This window comes from Wolbachia endosymbiont of Tetranychus urticae, from assembly GCF_046529255.1.
Taxonomy (GTDB): Bacteria; Pseudomonadota; Alphaproteobacteria; order Rickettsiales; family Anaplasmataceae; genus Wolbachia.
Map to the genome: position 1 here is coordinate 1055773 of NZ_CP114181.1, position 19478 is coordinate 1075250.

Here is a 19478-nt window from a genome sequence, read left to right on the forward strand (position 1 = left end):
TGAAATAGCATAAAACTAGTGAAAGACCTTATTTTACAGTTCAGCATGCAAAAAATTAAGAGGCTGCTAGAAAAGCAAGGAAGATCACTCTAATATATATCATCATTATAGTGAATTTCTTCGTTTTCAATGATAGAGCGTATATTGACTATTTCATCTTTGTCAGTCGTAGAAAACCAGCCTGATATTACAGAAACAATCGACTCCCATAGGCTTTTAATCCGTCTAAAAGAGAACTTATGGGAGACTTAGTTTCTTCAGTGTTATTATTAACTATTTCTGATTTTGAGTTATCTTTATGTAAAGTTACAGCAGCTTCTGATTGTAAATTATTGCCTTCATCTTGTTGAACGGAGGTTTTCTGTTCTAAGCTTGTATTTATGACTTGAGTAACAGACTGTTTCTTAACATTTGGTATTATAGGAATAAGGTACTCAAACTGCCTGATTACTTCAGCTTCGATTGGTTCATTACATTTTTCACATAACCATTTAGAATAGTCACTATATTCCCGATAATTATCAAAATTAGGTATCACGTAAAAGTTATTCTTGAGGTTTAAATCACTGCTTCTATTCATTACAAAAAATAGATCATTAAACTCATTATCATTAATAGTAACATAAACCTTTTCGGGTTCGTTGTATTGAGAATGGATAAAGTATAAGCACTCTGTTTCTAATACATAATCATTAGACGGGTACGTTAAAACATCTTTTGCAATGTAAAATTTCGTTGCATCTATAATAATGTCTGTATTTGTATTAATAGATCGCAAAATAACTGATGATCGTTCATTGTCAATCTTTTCGCCTTTTACTACTTTGAATAACAGAATTTCATTATTTTTGATCAGTTCTTTAAATTTTTCATTATCTTTCATTGATTACACCTCTTTCTATAGAATCACAAACAGCTAGATTACAGAATTTTTCTATTACATTTTGATTATATTCTATCATTGCTTGTGCCTCTTGTTTTAGATCTTTAATATTTTTTAACGTGGTATCGTCCATTTTTGATGATGCTATGGTAAGTTTAGATTGTAGCCTAAAATACTTGTCATTCATAACTTCCTCCATCTGGTAGTTCACATAATCAAGTCCTGAATCAAACATAACATTTATAAGTGGCTTAACCCAAGATACCTTGCCAAGTCTTTTGGATTCTTTATATTGAATTGAATTTGATACTCTTCCAGTGCCAATAGAAAGTATTACGAGATCATCATAGGGAAATAGTCTTCTACCACTTGCATAAGCACAAGCCGCTGGATTGTTAGCAAACACACCACCATCAACTAAAACCCTTTCTATATTATTGATTTTCATGCACTTTGGTAAAAAATATGTTGGTGCAGCTGTTGTTGCTCTTAGTGCATCTTGTAATTTGATAAAGTTTCTATCCTCTTTCCAGCTTTTAAAGAAGAAGGGAGCACTGTTCTTAATATCGTAGCTTATAATCATTAAATTATTTGTTGCATCTGCAAGAGTAGAATCACCAAAATATCTATTCAGAACGCATTCAATATTTTTGTATGAATACTGTGCACAGTTTAACCAAGAAAATATTGATCTTCTGAAAAATGAAGACTTAAAGATATGTGGCCCGTCTTTCTGATAGAGATCAACTAAGTCTAGAGCAGAGTATTGTTTGTTACACAACCCGGCAACGATAATACCACCTGTAGAAGTTCCTACCATTAAGTCAAATATTTGAGAGATTGGCTTTTTTGTTCTATACTCTATTTCAGCTAGAATAATAGCAGGTATAATACCTCTAATTCCTCCGCCATCAATTGAAAGGATGTATTTAGTCATGAGTAGATATTTATTAGTTTTATTAACTTGGTCACTTTTATCAGGATGTGTTTCTTGTCCAAAAACTACAGTTTGCTTCACACCTAGAGAAAATTGTGCCGAACAAATAACCAATGCTATAGATCAAGCTCAAAAGTCCATATTAGTTCAAGCATACACGTTTACTTCAAAGCCAATTGCACAATCTTTAATTAGAGCAAAAAAACGTGGTTTGATATTAAGGTTATTCTAGATGAATCACAGATCAGCTCAAAATACAGTGTCATCAATGAATTATTCTATCAAGAGATACCGATATATATAGACTATAAACCTGCAATTTCACATAGCAAAATTATGATCATTGATAATCAAAAAATCATTACGGGTTCGTTCAATTTCTCTGGCGCTGCCCAGAAAAAGAATGCTGAAAATCTACTGATCATAACTAAAAATTATCCGCTAGTTGAGCAATACATCGAAAATTGGGAAGATCGCAAATCGCATTCCAAGCCTTATATGCTAGAATAGTTACTTTGAGTTGGCTTTGAATTCATCCAATTCCTCAGAAAGTTTTCTATTAACAAGCATTACATTAGAATGTGATCATTTTGAATTTCTTCTATATTTAAAATAGTACTTTTATCTATTTTTGAGAACTCAGTATCTACATATTGATCAATTTGAGTTTCTGTTTCTTGATTGCCTGTAAACCAATTAGCTATGCTACCGAAAAAGCTATTTATAATATTTTTTACAGTCTTAAAAAGGCTCCAACTACTATCTTCTATTAATACATTTTCTACTTGATGTTTTTCTTGTAAATCCCTTTCTTCTCTCTTTAAAGCTATAGGTTCTTGATTCTCGTTAAGTTGTGTATTACCAACTGTTTCAAGACAGATTTCCAGATTATCTAAAATTTGTTCTTCAATCTCTGTTGCTATTATTTGTTCTTCAATCCACTCTTCAAACTCTGAATTATACTCTTTTAAATTCTGCATAAAATCTTTAACCAATCTATTTCCAGTAGATCTACTTATTCCTTGTTCAGAAAGAGCTTTTAATAAATCATCAATTAAATCAGGATGTTTATCTTCACAAAATTTTATTACTTGTTCTGCTTCTGAATAATAATGTTCTCCACGATAATTATTACTTAGTATTTCATCTGCTTTTAGGTTTTTTGTCTTGATAGAGTAAAGAGCTTCAATGTCTTTATCATCGTTTACATGAATGTTATTTTTTAACCCTGCAACATAATTAGCAATAGCTTCATGCATTGCCTTGGGTAAAATATTGCTTAATCCAAGGTTTGTAAAATGCATAGCATGTCCTATTTCATGCTCCAGTATGTGCTGGTTTAAATTTCCTCTACTATCAAGGTATACATATATATCAGCTCCATCACCTTTCTTTACATTTGTCAGTTGTGTAAGACCAACAACATCTTTATCTATATTTTTTTTAACTTTGGTTAGATAATTTTCATAGTCATCTCTGTTATTAAAAACATAAACATTGATTTTTCTCTCATGGTCAGAAGTAACATTAAAAGTATTTTTAAACTCCTCTATCGAGTTTTTAATGCTTGTTTCTATTGTATCTAGCTTGTCGGCTGCTAGGTTATACTTTATGGTGATATCAGTGTTGCCAATAGATGTAACTTTACTATGAGAAAGGTTTGAGATTATACTATCAATATACTCTACTATCTCTGTTTCTCCATGGATTTTAGCAAAGGCAAGGGGTGTTTCACCACAATTATTATAGATTTCAAGTTTAGCACCATTGCTTATTAGAAGTTTTATTATGTCTAAATTTTTGCTCAAAATAGCTTTATGTAGAGGTGAGTATCCATCTTTCATCTGAGTATTTAAATCTGCACCTGCTTCTATTAGATATTTGACTGTATCTACATCCCCTTTTTCTACTGCAGAAATTAATGGTGTACGATCTATAATATTTTTGCTATCAGGTTCAGCACCATGTTCTATCAATAGCTTTACCATACCGTGATCAGCAGCTTTGTGTAGAGGTGTATCTCCGATCTTATCCTTGCAATTTATATCTGCACCTTTTGTAATTAAGTATTTCATCAGTTCTATATTGTTAGAACCACTAGCAACATGTAGTACTCTATTAAAAATAGCGCCTTTATCTACCAAAAGCTTAGCGATTTCTATGTTTTTTATAAATCCAGCAAAGTCTAAAGGTAAATTACCATACTTATCACTGAAGTTAATATCTGCACCTGCTTGTATAAGACATTCAACCGCTCTCAAATTATTGTTTATAATAGCTGCTATCAATGGAGTACTACGTGTAATACTATCTATAGTATTAATTGCTATGCCATTATTTATAAATAGTTTTATCATATTGAGGTTTCCCACTTCAGACGCAACATATAAAGGTGAAATTCCGTTAAAAGTTCCATCTGGACCACACTGCTTAACAAGCTTTATTGCCTCATCGATATTTTCCCGATAAACAGCGTTATACAAGGAATTTAACCATTTAGCAGAATTTTGCTGCTCTATAACATTTGAAGTAAGTGCGTTCATAAGTAGCCTCATAGAAAGTGCTTGTTATCAATGTAATGACGTAATGTGAATAATATATTAAATTTATTATAGGTTAGATCAAGTAGCTTATGAATAAAGTTGGCACAACAAAAGCTGATTAGACAAAAACAATCTACTTTCTAATACTTTCTTTAAACTCATCTAACTCTTCAGAGAGATTTTTTACCCTTTCCTCAAGTACAAACGCTAATTCTGGATTAAGGAAGGAAGAAAGTATAGGAAATGGAAGGCTTTTTGGATTTCAAGGAATAGGAAATGAGAGTAGAAAAGATGTGAACCAAGAAATTAACGGGAGATCTATGGCGAGTATGTTCAATTTCAAGTCTACTTTTGAGGTAGCCAAAAATCGTCTCAATGATCGACCTTTTTCTCAGCAAAATCTTTTCATGTAGTGAAATTAATGTGTTTTTCATCCCCTTTTTCACCTTGGTAACAAGTTTCAAACCGCGGTTAAACAACTCTTGGAAAAGCTCTTTTTTAATATAGCCTTTATCACCAAACAAAAGACCGGTTAATTTCTTAGTTAGGTTTGCTACAGGCTCTCTATACGCTAATTCTGGATTAAGGAAGGAAGAAAGTATAGGAAATGGAAGGCTTTTTGGATTTCAAGGAATAGGAAATGAGAGTAGAAAAGATGTGAACCAAGAAATTAACGGGAGATCTATGGCGAGTATGTTCAATTTCAAGTCTATTTTTGAGGTAGCCAAAAATCGTCTCAATGATCGACCTTTTTCTCAGCAAAATCTTTTCATGTAGTGAAATTAATGCGTTTTTCATCCCCTTTTTCACCTTGGTAACAAGTTTCAAACCGCGGTTAAACAACTCTTGGAAAAGCTCTTTTTTAATATAGCCTTTATCACCAAACAAAAGACCGGTTAATTTCTTAGTTAGGTTTGCTACAGGCTCTCTATCGTCAACATTACCTCTTGTAAGCGTAAAAGCTTGAATTTCACCTTTCTCGTTAATTATCAAATGTAGTTTAAAGCCGAAAAACCAGCCATATGTACTCTTGCTTAATTTTGCAATTCCAGCAAAAACCTTATTTCTTGATATTCTTTTTGCATGGCAAACTGCAATAGGAGTTGTATCTATGTATGAGATTCCAGTAAGTTCTGACCATCCGCAAAGGCACTGTAATAGCATGGCTAAATGCCACAAAACCCTGGACTTTAGAGCAACAAACCTAGTGTATGAAGGCAACTTCGAAAACTCTGATTTGTAGAGCAATGTTAGGTAATGCAGGTAGAAAGCCTTAAAATTTTCACAGGGAGATTGCTGATACAGGAGGATTATTGTGATAATTTCCGAATGTGTAATTTCTGGCACTCTTGTGGGTTTTTACCGTTTGGCAGTAGTTTATCTGCAAAATTTTTCTCTATATCTCTGCAAAAATCATCGACCAGACAAAACAGTTTTGTTATATCTTCCATGGGTAACCTCATCTATTTTTTCTATTTGTTGAGTTTACCCTACTCTCCTGACTTTTCTATTCTCTTTTTAATCCAGAATTAGCGTTACAAGAACCTTTTCCATTAAACCATATTCTACTAGCTTATCGTGAAGTTGTACCCTTGAGTCTAACTTGGATAACCACCATATGATTGCTACGGTTTGGATTAATATGGTAACAATTACCGTAATTGGGATTTTTTGGTTCTGCATAACGATTTAATTTATTATGAAAGCTTTTGTTTCAAACTGTAGAAATGAATTAGTCGTTACTTTTCTGTTTTATAATTTTTTTTCTGCCTCAGAAAGTAGGTCTACGATTTCTCTATAAGACTTCTTATTTCCACTATAAGATGACCTCTTCATTGCTATAGTTTTTGCAGTTCTTCCTTTCCAGTCTACAACATGAGGGTTAGCTCCTCTCTCCAACAAAAGTTTTACAATCTCTAACTGACCACCTTCAGCAGCATCAAGTAATGCTAAACTAATAGTATTTATATCCATCCCCTCGTCTAACAAAAATGTAACAATTTCTAAGCATCCTTTCTCTGAAGCATAATATAATGCCTTTTTGCTAATACTTGAATCATCTCTACTTTTTTTTACTAATGATTTCACAGTTTCTAAGTCACAGTTCTTAGCTGACATTTCTAACATTTTCTGATACTCTTCAGCGACCTTGGATTTTTGATAGTAATATGTAATAACAACACATACTATTACCAGTATAGACCACAATGTAGCTTGTTTCTTGCTCATGTTCGGCATTTTTTTTGCATTAAATCAACAATGTACTTATTTTCTCTTAAACATAATTACTTAAAGACGCTGATAATGTAGTACGATATCCTGAGCTATTTAAAATATGTTCTGCTCTATCAATTACCCATTCACCATCTATATCCTGATTGAACCCTACAAGATTAAGTTTTGCCTCTGCACATAACTCTGGATTACCTGGTATTGTCATCTCTAGATTCTCATTGTTACGCTGTAGTTGTTTAAATTTGGCATTTGCTCCACTTAATGCTGATTCTGCATTTGAATAAATTGTTTGTATAGCGTAACTTGGTTCGCCGCTACCTACTCTTTCCGATATGGTCTCTCCCTTTTCATAGCTATGCCATTTCGCTATCACTGAGTTGTACTTATTACGCACAGTAAAATGCACTTTCCAATTGATTGTATCTTGAGGTCTAATAGTTGTCGTTCCTAAAGCTTTTCCCGTTGCTGACTTTGCTGCACCTTTTGGAATAAACAATATATACCCTCCTGCCAGTTTTGCCATGGCTTCTCGCTCTATCGCTATTCTAGTCAACAAACTTATATCGCTCTCTTCAGTTTGGTCAATATGCAGTATTAATATGTCTTTAAATTCCTCAGCAACTTTGTATCTATATCCATGTTTATTTGCTATTTCCTTGACTAAATTACTTAACGTAATCTGGTGCCATTCTCTTGATACTTTTTCCTTTAGCGATATCATCAAATTTTTTGCATGAGCTTTGATTATTAAGGTTTTTGGTGGACTTTGTACTGTAATTTCATTGACTCTATATATACCTATGGGTAGTACCTCTGTTTCTCTATATCCCAAAGCAATCTTTAGCTCTTTTGGAACTTTTATGTTATCATCCCTGTAATCGACACATATTTCAGCTATATCTTCTATAGTCCCTGATTCATCAGTAACATGCATTGACACCAAGCGATCTTTTGCTAATTCATACCCTTCAATGATAAACTCTGGTTGCATCTTACCCCCAAATCTTCAAGATTGATTTCTGTAGAGGTTTCTCAATTATAGGCAGCTTAATTTTCAGTCCTGCCGGTAAAAAACTTCCATATTCCGAAAGTCCAGGGTTTTCTTCTAATACTATTTCTACTGCTCCTGAAGTAAATCCATAGTGCTTCCAGCAAATATAGTCTAATATATCATTTTCTTTTGCTAAGTAGTATATAGTCATGAATAACGCTTCAAACTTAAATTAAATTCAATTTTTTTCGGCAATCCACAAGGGAAAAATGATGTTTGCTTTTCTTCAAAGCGAGTAATTACAAATTGCCCCAAAACATTTCCTATACTATCAACTAAAGTGTAAGGTTCTTCTACTTCTTTTATATTCTTTAACTGATCTAATCCATTATGAAGATAAATTACTCCTTCTAAATCTATATTTTCTGCTCCCTGGCCAATATTCTGTAGCAATTGCTTACCAATACACTCGATCACACTCCAGCGCTTCTCTTTGCTATACTTTAAACTTGTTGGAGAAAATTTATATGGACCAAAAGACAACATCAGTAAATGGGATCTACCGTATCGAACATAACATCTCGTGATTTTTCTCTTATCCTTTTTATTACTTCATCTGCAAGACTACGAACATCTTGATTAGGCTCTGCTTTAATGCTGATAGTGTAATTATTAGTGATGTTCTGAGTTTTGTTTTGTTCTTTATTTTTAAACTTACTCCTTGCAAAATCTGCAAATATCTTATCATTATCGCTCTCTGTAAACTTTTTCTTCTCAATAAGGCTTTTGATTCTGAAGCTATTCTGATTTCTATTGGAAAATTTTTTAATTATACTGTTATCTAGCAAAGGATTTCCACTGTTGAGAATATTACTCTTTAAGGGAGTATGGACTGCTTTTACTTCAGTAACAATACTTTTCCTTTTTTCAAACTCTTTCAGTGGACTATTCTCAGAGATTTTTCCAAACACACTGCTAATAGTATTTCCTGTCCATGAAAAAGCTTCTTCTATGGGTTTTATTATCGATTTCCAAAAGCTAGAAAAAAAGTCTTTCACCTTTTGCCAGTTAGTTATAACAAGAGCTGCACCAGTAACAAGACCTGCTATCAAAAATCCAATTGGGTTACTCATTACAGCAAGTGTTATTGCTCTTAGTCCTGTTATTACTGCTGGAATAGCATACGTTGATAATGATATTAATGCTGGCTTCAGTATTCCATGCAAAAAAACCGAGAAAGCAAGCATTCCACCTCTAATTAAATTCCATGCATAACCACCGCTTACTACTAGAACTTTAAGACCTATTAGTGCTGTTATGATACTCATTATTCCTGTAGTAATAACTGGAAATTTTTCTGCAAATCGAGCTATGGGGTTAGTTATCTCTCTTAAAAGACTACTTACCGATTTTAAAGGAGGTAGCATTACTGAGCCCAAATTCATTCCTACTTCTGCTATTGCATTTCTCAGTAATCGTAAATTATTTGCTGTAGTTGCTGCGCGATTGTTAAACTCTTCTTGCATAGACTTTTCGAATTTTTTCTCGTCAGCTAAATGATTTATGGCATCTTGATAATTCTTTAAGCTTCCAACTAGTAATGCAATATCATCCTGATATTCTTGACCGAAGAGGTTGAGAAGAATTTGCGAACGTTCCTGTTTATCTACTTTCTCCAGGGTTTCAAAAAAATAAAGTAGTGCGTCTTGACCATTTTCACCAATCCTTTGTACCATTTCTTCTGTAGCTATTCCCATGTCTTCTAATGCTGTTTTGAACTCTTTGCTCTGTCCCTCAGCAGTCTGGAGTTTACTAATACCAATTCTCATTATTAATGAACCAAATAAGAAGCATAGCAGAGTTGTTTAACCGTGGAAGGGGAAAGAGAGGTAATAAATTTACACAAAGCGCATTCAAGCAGAACGATTGTATCGTAGATTTTATTGCGTAAAATGTTCTGTTTTATATATAACCAAAACCTCTCAACAGGATTGAGTTCAGGTGAGTATGGTGGTAGGTATATAATTTCGATATTTTTAGGTGCCTTTAAATTTTTTGACTTATGCCAACTAGCGCAATCCATCAAGAGAAAAGCCTTTCGTATTCCTAAATATTGCGACATCTGTTCAAGGAATATATTTATACAATCAGTGTTGACGTTTGGTGCAAATAAGCTAAAATTCTCTCCATTTCTGGGATTAACTGCACTATAGAGATAAAAATTTTCCCTACCTAATTTTACCTTAACCTGTGTCCTACTGCCTTTTTTAAACCACCCATGTCCAACTTTCGAATGTGTACCAAACCGTGATTCATCGAAGAAAAATAGCTCTTTTTCAGAATGCATGACAATAGTTTCATTGAGGTTTTTTTTTAAACTCCTCTTGCTTGTTTTTATCTTGTCCACTATGAACTGGTCTTGGTGTGATATATGAGAATTTCATTCTTTGCATATTACGATGTATTGCGGATTTGCTGATATTCAAACCAAATCTTTCTTGGATTCTTATTCTCATTTCTCTAATAGTAATATTGGGGTTTTCCTCTATCCACAACTCAATTCGTTCAAGTTGACTTTGGTTCAATATAGTTTTTCTACGGCGTTGAGGTGGAGCAAATAATTTTTCTTCTCTTCCAAATTTTATGTGCTTTATCCATGTAGTAATTGCCTTTCTCGAAATGCAACATATTTTTGCTACAGCTGTTATACTGTGCTTTTTTGCTGCAATTACAGCATTTAGTTTTTTTGCAACATACGCATTATTTCTTACTCTCTTCAGCATCTCTTTTGCTGATTTCACCACTTTTTCATCCAATAATTTTGATCTTAATGCCATCTAAACCTCGCTATTTTACTTACTTCAGTATGGCTTTTTTCCATTATTTTCTATTCGTTGCTTGTATAGTGGGAATTGGTATAAGTAGAGCATTTATTGCAGTTGCTGCTTTTGCTGGTTGTTTACCTAAACTAATAAAGGCATTTACTAAACTACTTGTTTCCTTGATATCAAGACCAAACTGTTTTGCAGTACCACCAACTATAGCAAGCGCTTGTACCATATCCTTTGCTTTAGCAGCACTATTATCTGAAAGGTGGTTTATAATATTACCTACTCTTTCCATACCTGCTACTTTAATCCCATAAACATTGGCAAGCTTAGCTATGGAATCACCTGCTTCTTCTGCAGACATATCGAATGCTGTGGACATTTTTGCTACTGTTGTTGTGAATCCAATTAAATCATCTTTTGGAACACCAAGTTGTCCACCACTTGCAGCAATTTGAGCTAACTCAGCGGCTGACAGTGGTATTGTACGGGACAATTCCTTTAATGTCTGACCAAATTCTACGGCTCCTTGATTGTGAGCTGCCTCATCCTTAGCAAATCTTACAACTTTCTTAACATCAGCCATAGCACTTTCAAAGTCAATCGCAACTTTAACTGGAGCTGCAAGCGTTAGCCCTAGCCCAATAGTCTCTATAATTTGTGACTTAAAATGTGATTTGCTTGCTAAAAAACTTTGGTGACTACGTATTGCAGACCCAAGCTTACCATACTTACCTTTTAGCACTTCAATAGAAGAACCAAGTTTATATTGATCACTTACTAATGACTTAATATTTCTTCCACTTTTCCTTATTTCTTCATTGAATGAATGCAAAGCATCTCTCTTTTTCAAATATGCTTCTTTTGCTTTGATTGCGGAGGTTTTGGCCTTGTCAAATTCTGCTTTTAAAGTTTTGCTCGGTTTCTCTATTGCCTTCATTTGTTTAGCTAAAGATTTTACTTGATCTTCAAAGCCTCTCCAAGATTTCTTAGCAGTAAAAACATCATGACTCAATTGTTTAAATTTTGATACTGATTTTAAAGATGAGTCAAGCTTTCTTATATTCTCACCAAGATGAGTCAGTTGACTACTACTTCCTTTTATTACAGTATTAAAACTGCCATCTAAAACTGCTCCGATTTTTATAGATAATGTTGACATTCTACTTTCCTCGCTGCTTCATACCATAGGATAAATTCATTAATTTCCATTTCAAGTATTTGTTCAACCCCGCCTCCTACAACAGAGCTGAACATTAATACTTCTGACCTCAAGTCCTTTGTATAATTGGTGAAAAAAAATCCTTTAATACCTCTTGTACTTTTACATAGTCAGCAATATCCAACTCTTCAATTGCTTCTTTTGTGGTTGATGTTAAGTTTGCAGTTAAAGTTATTTCCTTACTTAGATCACTGCCATCAGTACGTTCCATTGCCAAGTAATCCCTTACTTTTGGACGTCTAACGTTCAGTTCCGAAACAGAAATGCCATCAACTGTTATTGGATTATCAAGTTTTACTGTTGTCATACTTTCTCCTAAAAAATAAAATTCTAAAATCTTTTTAAAATTAAACCTAAATACCTAAAACCGTTTGAAGCAAGGCCAACTGATCAACACCATTTATCTTTCTAATCATATTTTCAGCATCGATTTCTATTAATTCATTGCCACTAATGGTAAGTTTATAGTAATGGGCAGCTACGGTGCATTTTAGAGTAGCTTTTTCTGCGGGCTTCCAGCTACCAAAATCAAATTCTCTAAATATTCCCCTGAGGTTTATGATTACTGCTTCTATATTGTTACTGCCACTGCCTTGCATACCACCCCGAAGAGTTAAAGATACTGAATTTCCATTTATCAACCCAAATAGCCGAAATAGCTCTGTATCATATTCAGAAAAAGTAAACTCAGCTTCAAGTTTCTCCATGCCCATATCAATATTTATTGGAATATCCATACCACCAGCTCTATATTCCTCGGTTTTGATGGTAAGCTTAGGAAGAGTAATTTCCTCAATTTTTCCGGCATAACCACGACCATCAACAAATACGTTAAAGTTTCTGAGTATTTTAGGTAGCATAGTTTTTATAAAATTTCATTATTTATAAGATGAGAACGAAAAGTTATTTGTTCGGCAGGATACGGTGGTGTAAATTCAAAGTCAAAACATACTTTTCCACTTGCAATGTTTGCTGGTGTGTTTAATTCTGAAGTTACGTAACATTTTCCACTGATAATTGCTCCTTGAGCTTTTAAACTTGCTAGGTAGGAATTTACCCCCTCAATCACATCATCTATATAAGTTTTAGTAATATTACGATCAACTGCCCATAAGTGAGCACGAAGGAGACTGTCGTTAATTAAATCAGCAGTACGTCTAACAGACAAAAATGCCCACTTTGAATCACTTGAACATGTTCTATTTCCCCAGAGTCTATAGCCATTTTGATGAATTATTGTTGAAACTTCATTTTCATTTAAACGATTAGCACGGCAATTTGCATCACCTAGAGTAAAATCAACAGGACGACTAGTTCCAACAATACCATTTATCTCTTGATTTGAAGGTGAGTGCCAAAACCCATGCTCATTGTCAACTTTTGCAATTAATCCTGCAATAAACGGACTTGGAGGCAAAATTTCTTCTTTTCCTTCAATAAATACCTTAACCCATGGATCAACTACATAAACTCTGCTACTACCAACACTTTTTCTCCATTTGATTGCTTCTTCATCAACAGTATTTGGTCCATCTGCAACTATTATTGCTCTTAACTTTTCTGCTATAGGTATTAATGCTGCTACTACTGGATTTTTTGATTGTTCAGCTTGTGGTAATTGATGAGTAAAGCAAGGTGCGATTAAAATTCTTGGAGCAACGTGTACTATACTTTCACTGCTGAGGAATGCCTCTATTCCTTTATACTCTCCTGTTTCTTGGTCAATTCCGCCAATTATATTTTGCAGTGTTTCATCTTGAGTTTTACTTTCTTCAACACGAATAACTACTACTGTTGCACCAATTTGGGAAAATACTCCATTTACTGCTGAAAAAAGAGTCCCCTTTTTACCAAGTTTTGCTGCTAAACTTCCTGCAATTAATACCGGTTTGTTAAGGGGAAATATTCTCTCATCAGCATCAGGAGCGGTACCAACAATTCCAATTACCGATGATTTACTTGTTTTAATTTTCCTTGAGCCAGAGGTTATTTCAATAACATTAACGCCATGTAGAAACTGTTCTGTCATTATTTTAATTATAAATTGGTTTTTATTTGTTGTTCAAAATTGTTCAAAAAGGTTTGTAATTCTGTCTGAATTTTCGCTTCTTTTATGCTTTTTTTAGCTGAATCTTCTATTTCTTCACATTTTGCTATTGCTTTAACTGCTTTTTCTGCCTTTTCTTGAATGATCTTTGCCATTTCAATTACTGTAATACCACGCACTTTTGCTAAAGGTTCTATAATTTGTGTATCTTGTTCATTCAATTTACTTGGCTCTGCAGCTAAAATATTCTCCGCTGCTTTTGCTTGAATCTCATATGACTTGGCTTTTTGATGAGAATATCCTGCATACCGGCTAGTATGATTACTAAAATAAATATGCAGATTAGTAAGTGCATCACGCTTTGCATTGTCAAGTAACTCCTTTTCAATGTTCTCTTCAACAATTTTTCCTGCCTTTAAACAGTAACTTTTTTGCCAGCTGAAGTCTTTTGGGGCTTGATGCCAATTTTTACCTTCAGGTTTATTTTCTAAAGTAGTGGTTTCAACTTGTCTTTGATTTTCAAATCTAATATATATAGGCATTACTTACCTCCAAATTTCAAATGTATTTGCTAACCCTGGACACTGCCAAGCTTTGAGTGTTCTTTCTATATCAACTTCTAGCCCATCGGTTAAAAAGTTACTTCGGAAATTATATATTCCCCACTGCATATATTGGCTATAGTAGTTGTAATTGTTATAGTGTTGATAAGGTGTAGTATATAGTATAATTGATACCGTTTTATTTGCCGGTATTTGTATACTACCTGAAGCAGTAAAGTAGTTATTAGAGCTTGAATAGTTATATATATTACTCCATTTTATCTCTGAAATCTCTGATTTTTCATTATCAGTATGGCTTGGAATTCCTACAAATAGACCAACTCCTTCATATCCTGAACTCCAATGTGATGTAGCTGCAAAATTTAGTGTTCTTGTTATATTACTATTTGTTTTGTTTTTTACGAAGATTACTCCAAGCAGTGCATAAGGATACTGATATTGATTGCTGCTATATGCATATCTTAAATATAACTCATTATAAATGAAAGTACCGTTTTTCCCTTGTAAAAAGTATAGTTGTGGTGGTCTATAAAACGCTACATAGCTAGTATTATAGTTATGACTTCCTGTAAGAAGTTGCAGCATATTATCGGTTTTAGAAGTGTCACTATACCATTTTCCTAACTCACTTGTAAAATTGCCATAAGACAAATAGTTGTTGCATCTAGATAAGACTCCAAACAAAAATGGTAACGATTTCGAATCAACCATGATATGACGTTGTACTTTTGTTAATGCTTGAAACGCTAATTCTGGATTAAAAAGAGAATAGAAAAGTCAGGAGAGTAGGGTAAACTCAACAAATAGAAAAAAATAGATGAGGTTACCCATGGAAGATATAACAAAACTGTTTTGTCTGGTCGATGATTTTTGCAGAGATATAGAGAAAAATTTTGCAGATAAACTACTGCCAAACGGTAAAAAACCCACAAGAGTGCCAAAAATTACACATTCGGAAATTATCACAATAATCCTCCTGTATCAGCAATCTCCCTGTGAAAATTTTAAGGCTTTCTACCTGCATTACCTAACATTGCTCTACAAATCAGAGTTTTCGAAGTTGCCTTCATACACTAGGTTTGTTGCTCTAAAGCCCAGGGTTTTGTGGCATTTAGCCATGCTATTACAGTGCCTTTGCGGATGGTCAGAACTTACTGGAATCTCATACATAGATACAACTCCTATTGCAGTTTGCCATGCAAAAAGAATATCAAGAAATAAGGTTTTTGCTGGAATTGCAAAATTAAGCAAGAGTACATATGGCTGGTTTTTCGGCTTTAAACTACATTTGATAATTAACGAGAAAGGTGAAATTCAAGCTTTTACGCTTACAAGAGGTAATGTTGACGATAGAGAGCCTGTAGCAAACCTAACTAAGAAATTAACCGGTCTTTTGTTTGGTGATAAAGGCTATATTAAAAAAGAGCTTTTCCAAGAGTTGTTTAACCGCGGTTTGAAACTTGTTACCAAGGTGAAAAAGGGGATGAAAAACGCATTAATTTCACTACATGAAAAGATTTTGCTGAGAAAAAGGTCGATCATTGAGACGATTTTTGGCTACCTCAAAAATAGACTTGAAATTGAACATACTCGCCATAGATCTCCCGTTAATTTCTTGGTTCACATCTTTTCTACTCTCATTTCCTATTCCTTGAAATCCAAAAAGCCTTCCATTTCCTATACTTTCTTCCTTCCTTAATCCAGAATTAGCGTTACTAGTACAATGATATATCATTTCTTTTATTTCTGCTTTTCTATTCATGGCAGTAACGTACGAGTAAGGAACAAGACATCCATCACTAACAGCATTAATATTAGCATTATTTTTAAGCAAAAACCGCACTATCTCTAAGCTACCTCTATAAACAGCAAGATGTATAGGTGCCATACCATCTTTTTTACCATTAATAATCTCTTTTTCTTTATTTATATATCTTGCCTTTTTAACATATCTTTTAACTTTATTAATATTAAGCTCATCTATAGCCGCAAATAAATTCTTTCTCAATCTCTCAAGTTTTTTCATCAATACCTCCTAAAGAATAATGTTTCCGGTTTTATATCATGCAACTTAATATGTACAAGTAAAATTTACAGAGAAAACAATAGTTAAAATTAGGTCTTCATCAACCTATCACGTGCTGCGTTTAACTTTTGTGCAAAATATTCCGAGCCTCCCTTGTCTGGATGGACCAGTTTCATTAAATTTTGGTATGCCTTATTGATTTCATTTTGGCTTGCCTCGGAATTCAGCCCCAGTATTTTTAATGCTTCATCTTTGGACATATTATCACCAGTGTAATTTTTGGTGTAACTTTTACTGCTGTTAAATTCGTTCAAAAACTTACTTAATATAGAGTGCATCATAAAACTTATGTTATTTCTCTTTGCCAAAAAGAGAAAAAATACAACAACGCTAGGTAAAACAAACGTGATTATTGTGAATATCAAAAAAAGGAAGAAGATGAATGACATGTATATTTTTTTATCATTTTATGATTAAATAGTAACAATTATAATTGTCATGGTAAATAACATGTTTATCCAGATTGAAGAAACACCAAACCCAAACACGCTGAAATTTCTTCCTGGTTTTGAAATTCTGAGCGAAGGAGAAACAGCTGATTTTTCAAATGTAGATGAAATAAAGAACTCCAAACTAGCAGTAAATCTTTTTCAAATAGAACATGTTGTAAGAGTATTTTTTGGTCATGATTTTATTTCGGTAACAAAATCAGATAGAATGAATTGGGATATAGTAAAGGTGGAAATTTTAACTACAATTATGGATCACTTTACTTCTGGTGGAAAAGCATTTGATAAAGAAGGAGTAAGTGATAATAAAATGCTAGAGGAAGAATTCTTTAATGAAAATGATATAGAAATTGTAAATAGAATAAAAGAATTGATGGAAAGTTATATTAAACCTGCAGTTGCTCAAGATGGTGGTGATATCAAGTTCCGTGGCTATAAAGACGGAATAGTTTACGTTGAACTGCAAGGAGCTTGCTCTGGGTGCCCAAGTGCTGCAATTACCTTAAAACAAGGAGTGCAGAATATGCTAAGCTATCACATACCAGAAGTTTCAGGTATAGAGACTATGCTATGACTAATCAAACAGTTAGAGGAACAAAAGATCTCCTGTTTGATGAATGGTACAAGTTTAAACACATAGAGCAAACAGCAAGCAGAATCTCAAGTTTATACGGCTTTTTACCTGTTCAAACTCCGATATTTGAATACACAGAAGTCTTTACAAAGACTTTAGGTGATAGCTCAGATATTATCACTAAAGAGATGTATACTTTTATTGATAAAGGGGGAAAGAGCATAACTCTGCGTCCTGAGTTCACTGCAGCTATTGTTAGGTTACTCATTGAAAAAAAACTACAAGCGCCGATAAAATTATTTTCAATAGGGCCTGCATTTCGCTATGAAAGACCGCAAAAGGGAAGACAAAGGCAATTTCATCAGATAAATTTTGAGGTTTTTGGCATAGAAGATCCAAAAGCTGATATTGAATTGATATCACTCGCTCAGCACTTACTAACTGAATTTGGCATCAATAAAAATGTAAAGCTGGAAATCAACTCTCTGGGTGATAGTGAAACAATAACTCAGTATAGAGAAGCTTTGATATCGTATTTAAAAAAGTTTCAAAATGACCTATCAGAAGATAGTCAAAATAGATTGATTAAAAACCCACTCAGAATATTAGACTCTAAGGATAAGACAGATAAAGAAATAATCTCTGACGCACCAAAAATCAGTGATTATTATACAAAAGAATCTTCATATTTCTTTGACCAGGTGTTAAATGGACTGCAAGCTCTTGGCATACCTTGCACTGTAAATAGCAAATTAGTTCGAGGTCTAGACTATTATTGTCACACAGTATTTGAATTTGTCACACAAGATTTAGGTGCACAAGGAGCAGTTTTTGCCGGTGGAAGATACGATAATCTAGTATCTTCAGTAGGTGGAAAACACACTCCAGCAATAGGATTTGCAGGGGGGATTGAGCGTATAATGGAATTAATCAACTATGCTGAAAAAAAAGAGAGGCCTATTTATATAATTCCAATCGGTGGAGAAGCTGAAGAACATGCTCTAACACTTGCAAGTGAATTACGCAGAAATGGTTTATATGTGATTTACGAATATAGTGGAACTCTAAAAACCCGAATGAAAAAAGCAAATCAAGCAAATGCAAAGGTTGTATTAATCTTTGGTGATGAAGAGCTAAGCAGTAAAACTTTAAAAATTAAAAATATGGACACGGGCGAAGAAAAAATGATTGCTCGCGATAAAACCGTAGAAAATATCTAATCAGAAGCAATAGAAGTGTTAGCTATAGAAGAAAATTCCTCTGCACAAGAATTTTTCATAGCATTTAATATATCATAATCTGTAAAATCTAATTTTATCGGTGTAATAGTAATAAAACCTCCTTTTATTTTATCTACACTACCACTGCCTGAGTGTTCCCGAGACCAATTTAAGCTCAAAGAACCATTTAAGTTTTCAGTAAAAGTTAAATCACCATCAATGTTATATTCACCTTGTTCAGCAAATTCGACCCCTTTCACTTTTTCTGTAGCAGGAAAATTTATACTCATCACTATATCTTTAGGCCAACCAACTTTCATTAGCTTGGCAATAACCTTTGGTGCAAAAATCTTTGTATTGTTCCAGTCTATTTTATCATGATAAACTTGGCTCAGCGCAATAGAAGGTATAGATCTTGCAGCACCTTCCATTGCAGCACCGATTGTGCCTGAATAACAAATATCATCGCCGACATTTGATCCAATATTTACTCCAGACAATATTAAGTCTGGTTTTTTATTCATAACTTTATTTAACGCGATAATGACACAATCTGCGGGAGTACCAGACACACTAAACTCCCTTTCACTATGTTGACTTATTTTAATAAATTGCTTTACTGGATAGTCAAGAGACCTTGCAGATCCACTCCTATCAGTATCTGGTGCCACTATCCATACTTCCGATGCAAAATTGTGTGCAATTTCTTTAAGTAATCTTATTCCTTCACTCTCAAAACCATCATCATTTGTTATCAATATTATCATATATAATACTCACCTATCAAAGTATACTGATGAGGTTTCTTTTCATAACCATAGCAAAGAACCTGCTACGAATCAATAAGGAAAAATTAGAGGGTGACCAGGTTGCCATCGTTTAGTTTGCTGTGAGTTAATC

At 33.7% G+C, this 19478-nt stretch carries 18 protein-coding genes and 6 pseudogenes; 4 read left to right on the forward strand and 20 right to left on the reverse strand.

Annotated elements, in window-relative coordinates:
- Window positions 1-187: 187 nt before the first annotated feature.
- Together O1Q06_RS05485 and O1Q06_RS05490 are read right to left on the reverse strand one after the other, a co-directional pair.
- The gene (locus tag O1Q06_RS05485) at window positions 188-883 is read right to left on the reverse strand and encodes a hypothetical protein (protein WP_410542335.1); all 696 of its coding nucleotides are present in this window, start codon (window positions 881-883) and stop codon (window positions 188-190) included.
- On the reverse strand, window positions 873-1820 hold the full coding sequence (locus tag O1Q06_RS05490; RefSeq protein ID WP_410542336.1) for a patatin-like phospholipase family protein: 948 nt from the start codon (window positions 1818-1820) through the stop codon (window positions 873-875). The genes O1Q06_RS05485 and O1Q06_RS05490 overlap by 11 nt, the downstream gene beginning before the upstream one ends.
- Here O1Q06_RS05490 and O1Q06_RS05495 point away from each other — a divergent pair.
- Window positions 1819-2330 (forward strand): annotated as a pseudogene (locus O1Q06_RS05495) (phospholipase D family protein). The gene O1Q06_RS05490 and the pseudogene O1Q06_RS05495 overlap by 2 nt on opposite strands.
- A 59-nt stretch (window positions 2331-2389) precedes the next feature.
- Here O1Q06_RS05495 and O1Q06_RS05500 read toward each other — a convergent pair.
- From O1Q06_RS05500 to O1Q06_RS05570, 15 genes and pseudogenes are all read right to left on the reverse strand, one after another.
- Window positions 2390-4363: an ankyrin repeat domain-containing protein gene (locus O1Q06_RS05500; protein ID WP_410542337.1), complete on the reverse strand. Its 1974-nt coding sequence runs from the start codon at window positions 4361-4363 to the stop codon at window positions 2390-2392.
- A gap of 218 nt (window positions 4364-4581) precedes the next feature.
- A pseudogene (locus O1Q06_RS05505) lies at window positions 4582-4929 on the reverse strand (transposase); the annotation flags it as partial.
- Between the two features lie 16 nt (window positions 4930-4945).
- Window positions 4946-5814 (reverse strand): annotated as a pseudogene (locus tag O1Q06_RS05510) (IS982 family transposase).
- 301 nt (window positions 5815-6115) lie between these two features.
- Window positions 6116-6592: an ankyrin repeat domain-containing protein gene (locus O1Q06_RS05515; protein ID WP_410542338.1), complete on the reverse strand. Its 477-nt coding sequence runs from the start codon at window positions 6590-6592 to the stop codon at window positions 6116-6118.
- Between the two features lie 46 nt (window positions 6593-6638).
- Window positions 6639-7589, reverse strand: coding sequence for a phage late control D family protein (locus O1Q06_RS05520; protein WP_410542339.1), 951 nt, complete (start codon window positions 7587-7589; stop codon window positions 6639-6641).
- 1 nt (window position 7590) lies between these two features.
- Window positions 7591-7800, reverse strand: coding sequence for a tail protein X (locus tag O1Q06_RS05525; RefSeq protein ID WP_410542340.1), 210 nt, complete (start codon window positions 7798-7800; stop codon window positions 7591-7593).
- Entirely contained in the window at window positions 7797-8135 is a 339-nt protein-coding gene (locus tag O1Q06_RS05530; protein ID WP_410542341.1) for a phage tail protein, read from the reverse strand. The genes O1Q06_RS05525 and O1Q06_RS05530 overlap by 4 nt, the downstream gene beginning before the upstream one ends.
- Window positions 8135-9406, reverse strand: a pseudogene (locus tag O1Q06_RS05535) (phage tail tape measure protein); the annotation flags it as partial. The gene O1Q06_RS05530 and the pseudogene O1Q06_RS05535, both read right to left, overlap by 1 nt.
- Before the next feature lie 14 nt (window positions 9407-9420).
- Window positions 9421-10426, reverse strand: a protein-coding gene (locus tag O1Q06_RS05540; RefSeq protein WP_410542255.1) for an IS630 family transposase whose coding sequence is annotated in 2 segments (ribosomal slippage) — window positions 9421-9963 and window positions 9965-10426 — 1005 coding nt in all. Because the reading frame shifts where the segments join, the coding sequence is not laid out codon by codon here.
- A gap of 61 nt (window positions 10427-10487) precedes the next feature.
- Window positions 10488-11579 (reverse strand): annotated as a pseudogene (locus O1Q06_RS05545) (phage tail tape measure protein); the annotation flags it as partial.
- A gap of 109 nt (window positions 11580-11688) precedes the next feature.
- Entirely contained in the window at window positions 11689-11946 is a 258-nt protein-coding gene (locus tag O1Q06_RS05550) for a phage tail assembly protein (protein ID WP_410542342.1), read from the reverse strand.
- Between the two features lie 46 nt (window positions 11947-11992).
- Window positions 11993-12499 (reverse strand): phage major tail tube protein, encoded by a 507-nt coding sequence (locus tag O1Q06_RS05555; protein ID WP_410542343.1) that lies wholly within the window; start codon window positions 12497-12499, stop codon window positions 11993-11995.
- A 5-nt stretch (window positions 12500-12504) separates the two neighbouring features.
- On the reverse strand, window positions 12505-13668 hold the full coding sequence (locus O1Q06_RS05560) for a phage tail sheath subtilisin-like domain-containing protein (RefSeq protein ID WP_410542344.1): 1164 nt from the start codon (window positions 13666-13668) through the stop codon (window positions 12505-12507).
- Window positions 13669-13676: 8 nt separating this feature from the next.
- Window positions 13677-14228: a hypothetical protein gene (locus O1Q06_RS05565; protein ID WP_410542345.1), complete on the reverse strand. Its 552-nt coding sequence runs from the start codon at window positions 14226-14228 to the stop codon at window positions 13677-13679.
- Between the two features lie 3 nt (window positions 14229-14231).
- Window positions 14232-14960, reverse strand: a complete 729-nt coding sequence (locus tag O1Q06_RS05570) for a hypothetical protein (protein ID WP_410542346.1) — start codon at window positions 14958-14960, stop codon at window positions 14232-14234.
- Window positions 14961-15078: 118 nt separating this feature from the next.
- Between O1Q06_RS05570 and O1Q06_RS05575 the strand changes: the two genes are divergently transcribed.
- Complete coding sequence (locus O1Q06_RS05575; protein ID WP_410542347.1) at window positions 15079-15948, forward strand: IS982 family transposase; 870 nt, start codon at window positions 15079-15081, stop codon at window positions 15946-15948.
- Between the two features lie 132 nt (window positions 15949-16080).
- On the opposite strand, the pseudogene O1Q06_RS05580 reads toward O1Q06_RS05575, so the two are convergent.
- Window positions 16081-16275, reverse strand: a pseudogene (locus O1Q06_RS05580) (hypothetical protein); the annotation flags it as partial.
- A gap of 89 nt (window positions 16276-16364) precedes the next feature.
- Window positions 16365-16643 carry a J domain-containing protein gene (locus O1Q06_RS05585; protein ID WP_231834391.1) on the reverse strand — a complete coding sequence of 93 codons (279 nt, stop codon included), beginning with the start codon at window positions 16641-16643 and terminating at the stop codon, window positions 16365-16367.
- A 142-nt stretch (window positions 16644-16785) separates the two neighbouring features.
- On the opposite strand from O1Q06_RS05585, the gene O1Q06_RS05590 reads away from it, so the two are divergent.
- Window positions 16786-17358: a NifU family protein gene (locus O1Q06_RS05590; protein ID WP_410543159.1), complete on the forward strand. Its 573-nt coding sequence runs from the start codon at window positions 16786-16788 to the stop codon at window positions 17356-17358.
- On the forward strand, window positions 17355-18578 hold the full coding sequence (hisS, locus tag O1Q06_RS05595; RefSeq protein WP_410542348.1) for a histidine--tRNA ligase: 1224 nt from the start codon (window positions 17355-17357) through the stop codon (window positions 18576-18578). The genes O1Q06_RS05590 and hisS overlap by 4 nt, the downstream gene beginning before the upstream one ends.
- On the opposite strand, the gene surE is transcribed toward hisS, so the two are convergent.
- Window positions 18575-19345, reverse strand: a complete 771-nt coding sequence (surE, locus tag O1Q06_RS05600) for a 5'/3'-nucleotidase SurE (protein ID WP_410542349.1) — start codon at window positions 19343-19345, stop codon at window positions 18575-18577. The two genes, hisS and surE, sit on opposite strands and share 4 nt — an antisense overlap.
- Between the last annotated feature and the right edge of the window lie 133 nt (window positions 19346-19478).

Bases quoted from the DNA above. Each gene is read 5' to 3' on its own strand.
- hisS (WP_410542348.1), top strand. From the start codon at position 17,355: ATGACTAATCAAACAGTTAGAGGAACAAAAGATCTCCTGTTTGATGAA.
- O1Q06_RS05555 (WP_410542343.1), bottom strand. From the start codon at position 12,499: ATGCTACCTAAAATACTCAGAAACTTTAACGTATTTGTTGATGGTCGT.
- O1Q06_RS05560 (WP_410542344.1), bottom strand. From the start codon at position 13,668: ATGACAGAACAGTTTCTACATGGCGTTAATGTTATTGAAATAACCTCT.
- O1Q06_RS05500 (WP_410542337.1), bottom strand. From the start codon at position 4,363: ATGAACGCACTTACTTCAAATGTTATAGAGCAGCAAAATTCTGCTAAA.
- O1Q06_RS05565 (WP_410542345.1), bottom strand. From the start codon at position 14,228: ATGCCTATATATATTAGATTTGAAAATCAAAGACAAGTTGAAACCACT.
- surE (WP_410542349.1), bottom strand. From the start codon at position 19,345: ATGATAATATTGATAACAAATGATGATGGTTTTGAGAGTGAAGGAATA.
- O1Q06_RS05550 (WP_410542342.1), bottom strand. From the start codon at position 11,946: ATGACAACAGTAAAACTTGATAATCCAATAACAGTTGATGGCATTTCT.
- O1Q06_RS05570 (WP_410542346.1), bottom strand. From the start codon at position 14,960: ATGGTTGATTCGAAATCGTTACCATTTTTGTTTGGAGTCTTATCTAGA.
- O1Q06_RS05590 (WP_410543159.1), top strand. From the start codon at position 16,786: ATGTTTATCCAGATTGAAGAAACACCAAACCCAAACACGCTGAAATTT.
- O1Q06_RS05490 (WP_410542336.1), bottom strand. From the start codon at position 1,820: ATGACTAAATACATCCTTTCAATTGATGGCGGAGGAATTAGAGGTATT.
- O1Q06_RS05520 (WP_410542339.1), bottom strand. From the start codon at position 7,589: ATGCAACCAGAGTTTATCATTGAAGGGTATGAATTAGCAAAAGATCGC.
- O1Q06_RS05525 (WP_410542340.1), bottom strand. From the start codon at position 7,800: ATGACTATATACTACTTAGCAAAAGAAAATGATATATTAGACTATATT.
- O1Q06_RS05485 (WP_410542335.1), bottom strand. From the start codon at position 883: ATGAAAGATAATGAAAAATTTAAAGAACTGATCAAAAATAATGAAATT.
- O1Q06_RS05515 (WP_410542338.1), bottom strand. From the start codon at position 6,592: ATGAGCAAGAAACAAGCTACATTGTGGTCTATACTGGTAATAGTATGT.
- O1Q06_RS05575 (WP_410542347.1), top strand. From the start codon at position 15,079: ATGGAAGATATAACAAAACTGTTTTGTCTGGTCGATGATTTTTGCAGA.
- O1Q06_RS05530 (WP_410542341.1), bottom strand. From the start codon at position 8,135: ATGTTGTCTTTTGGTCCATATAAATTTTCTCCAACAAGTTTAAAGTAT.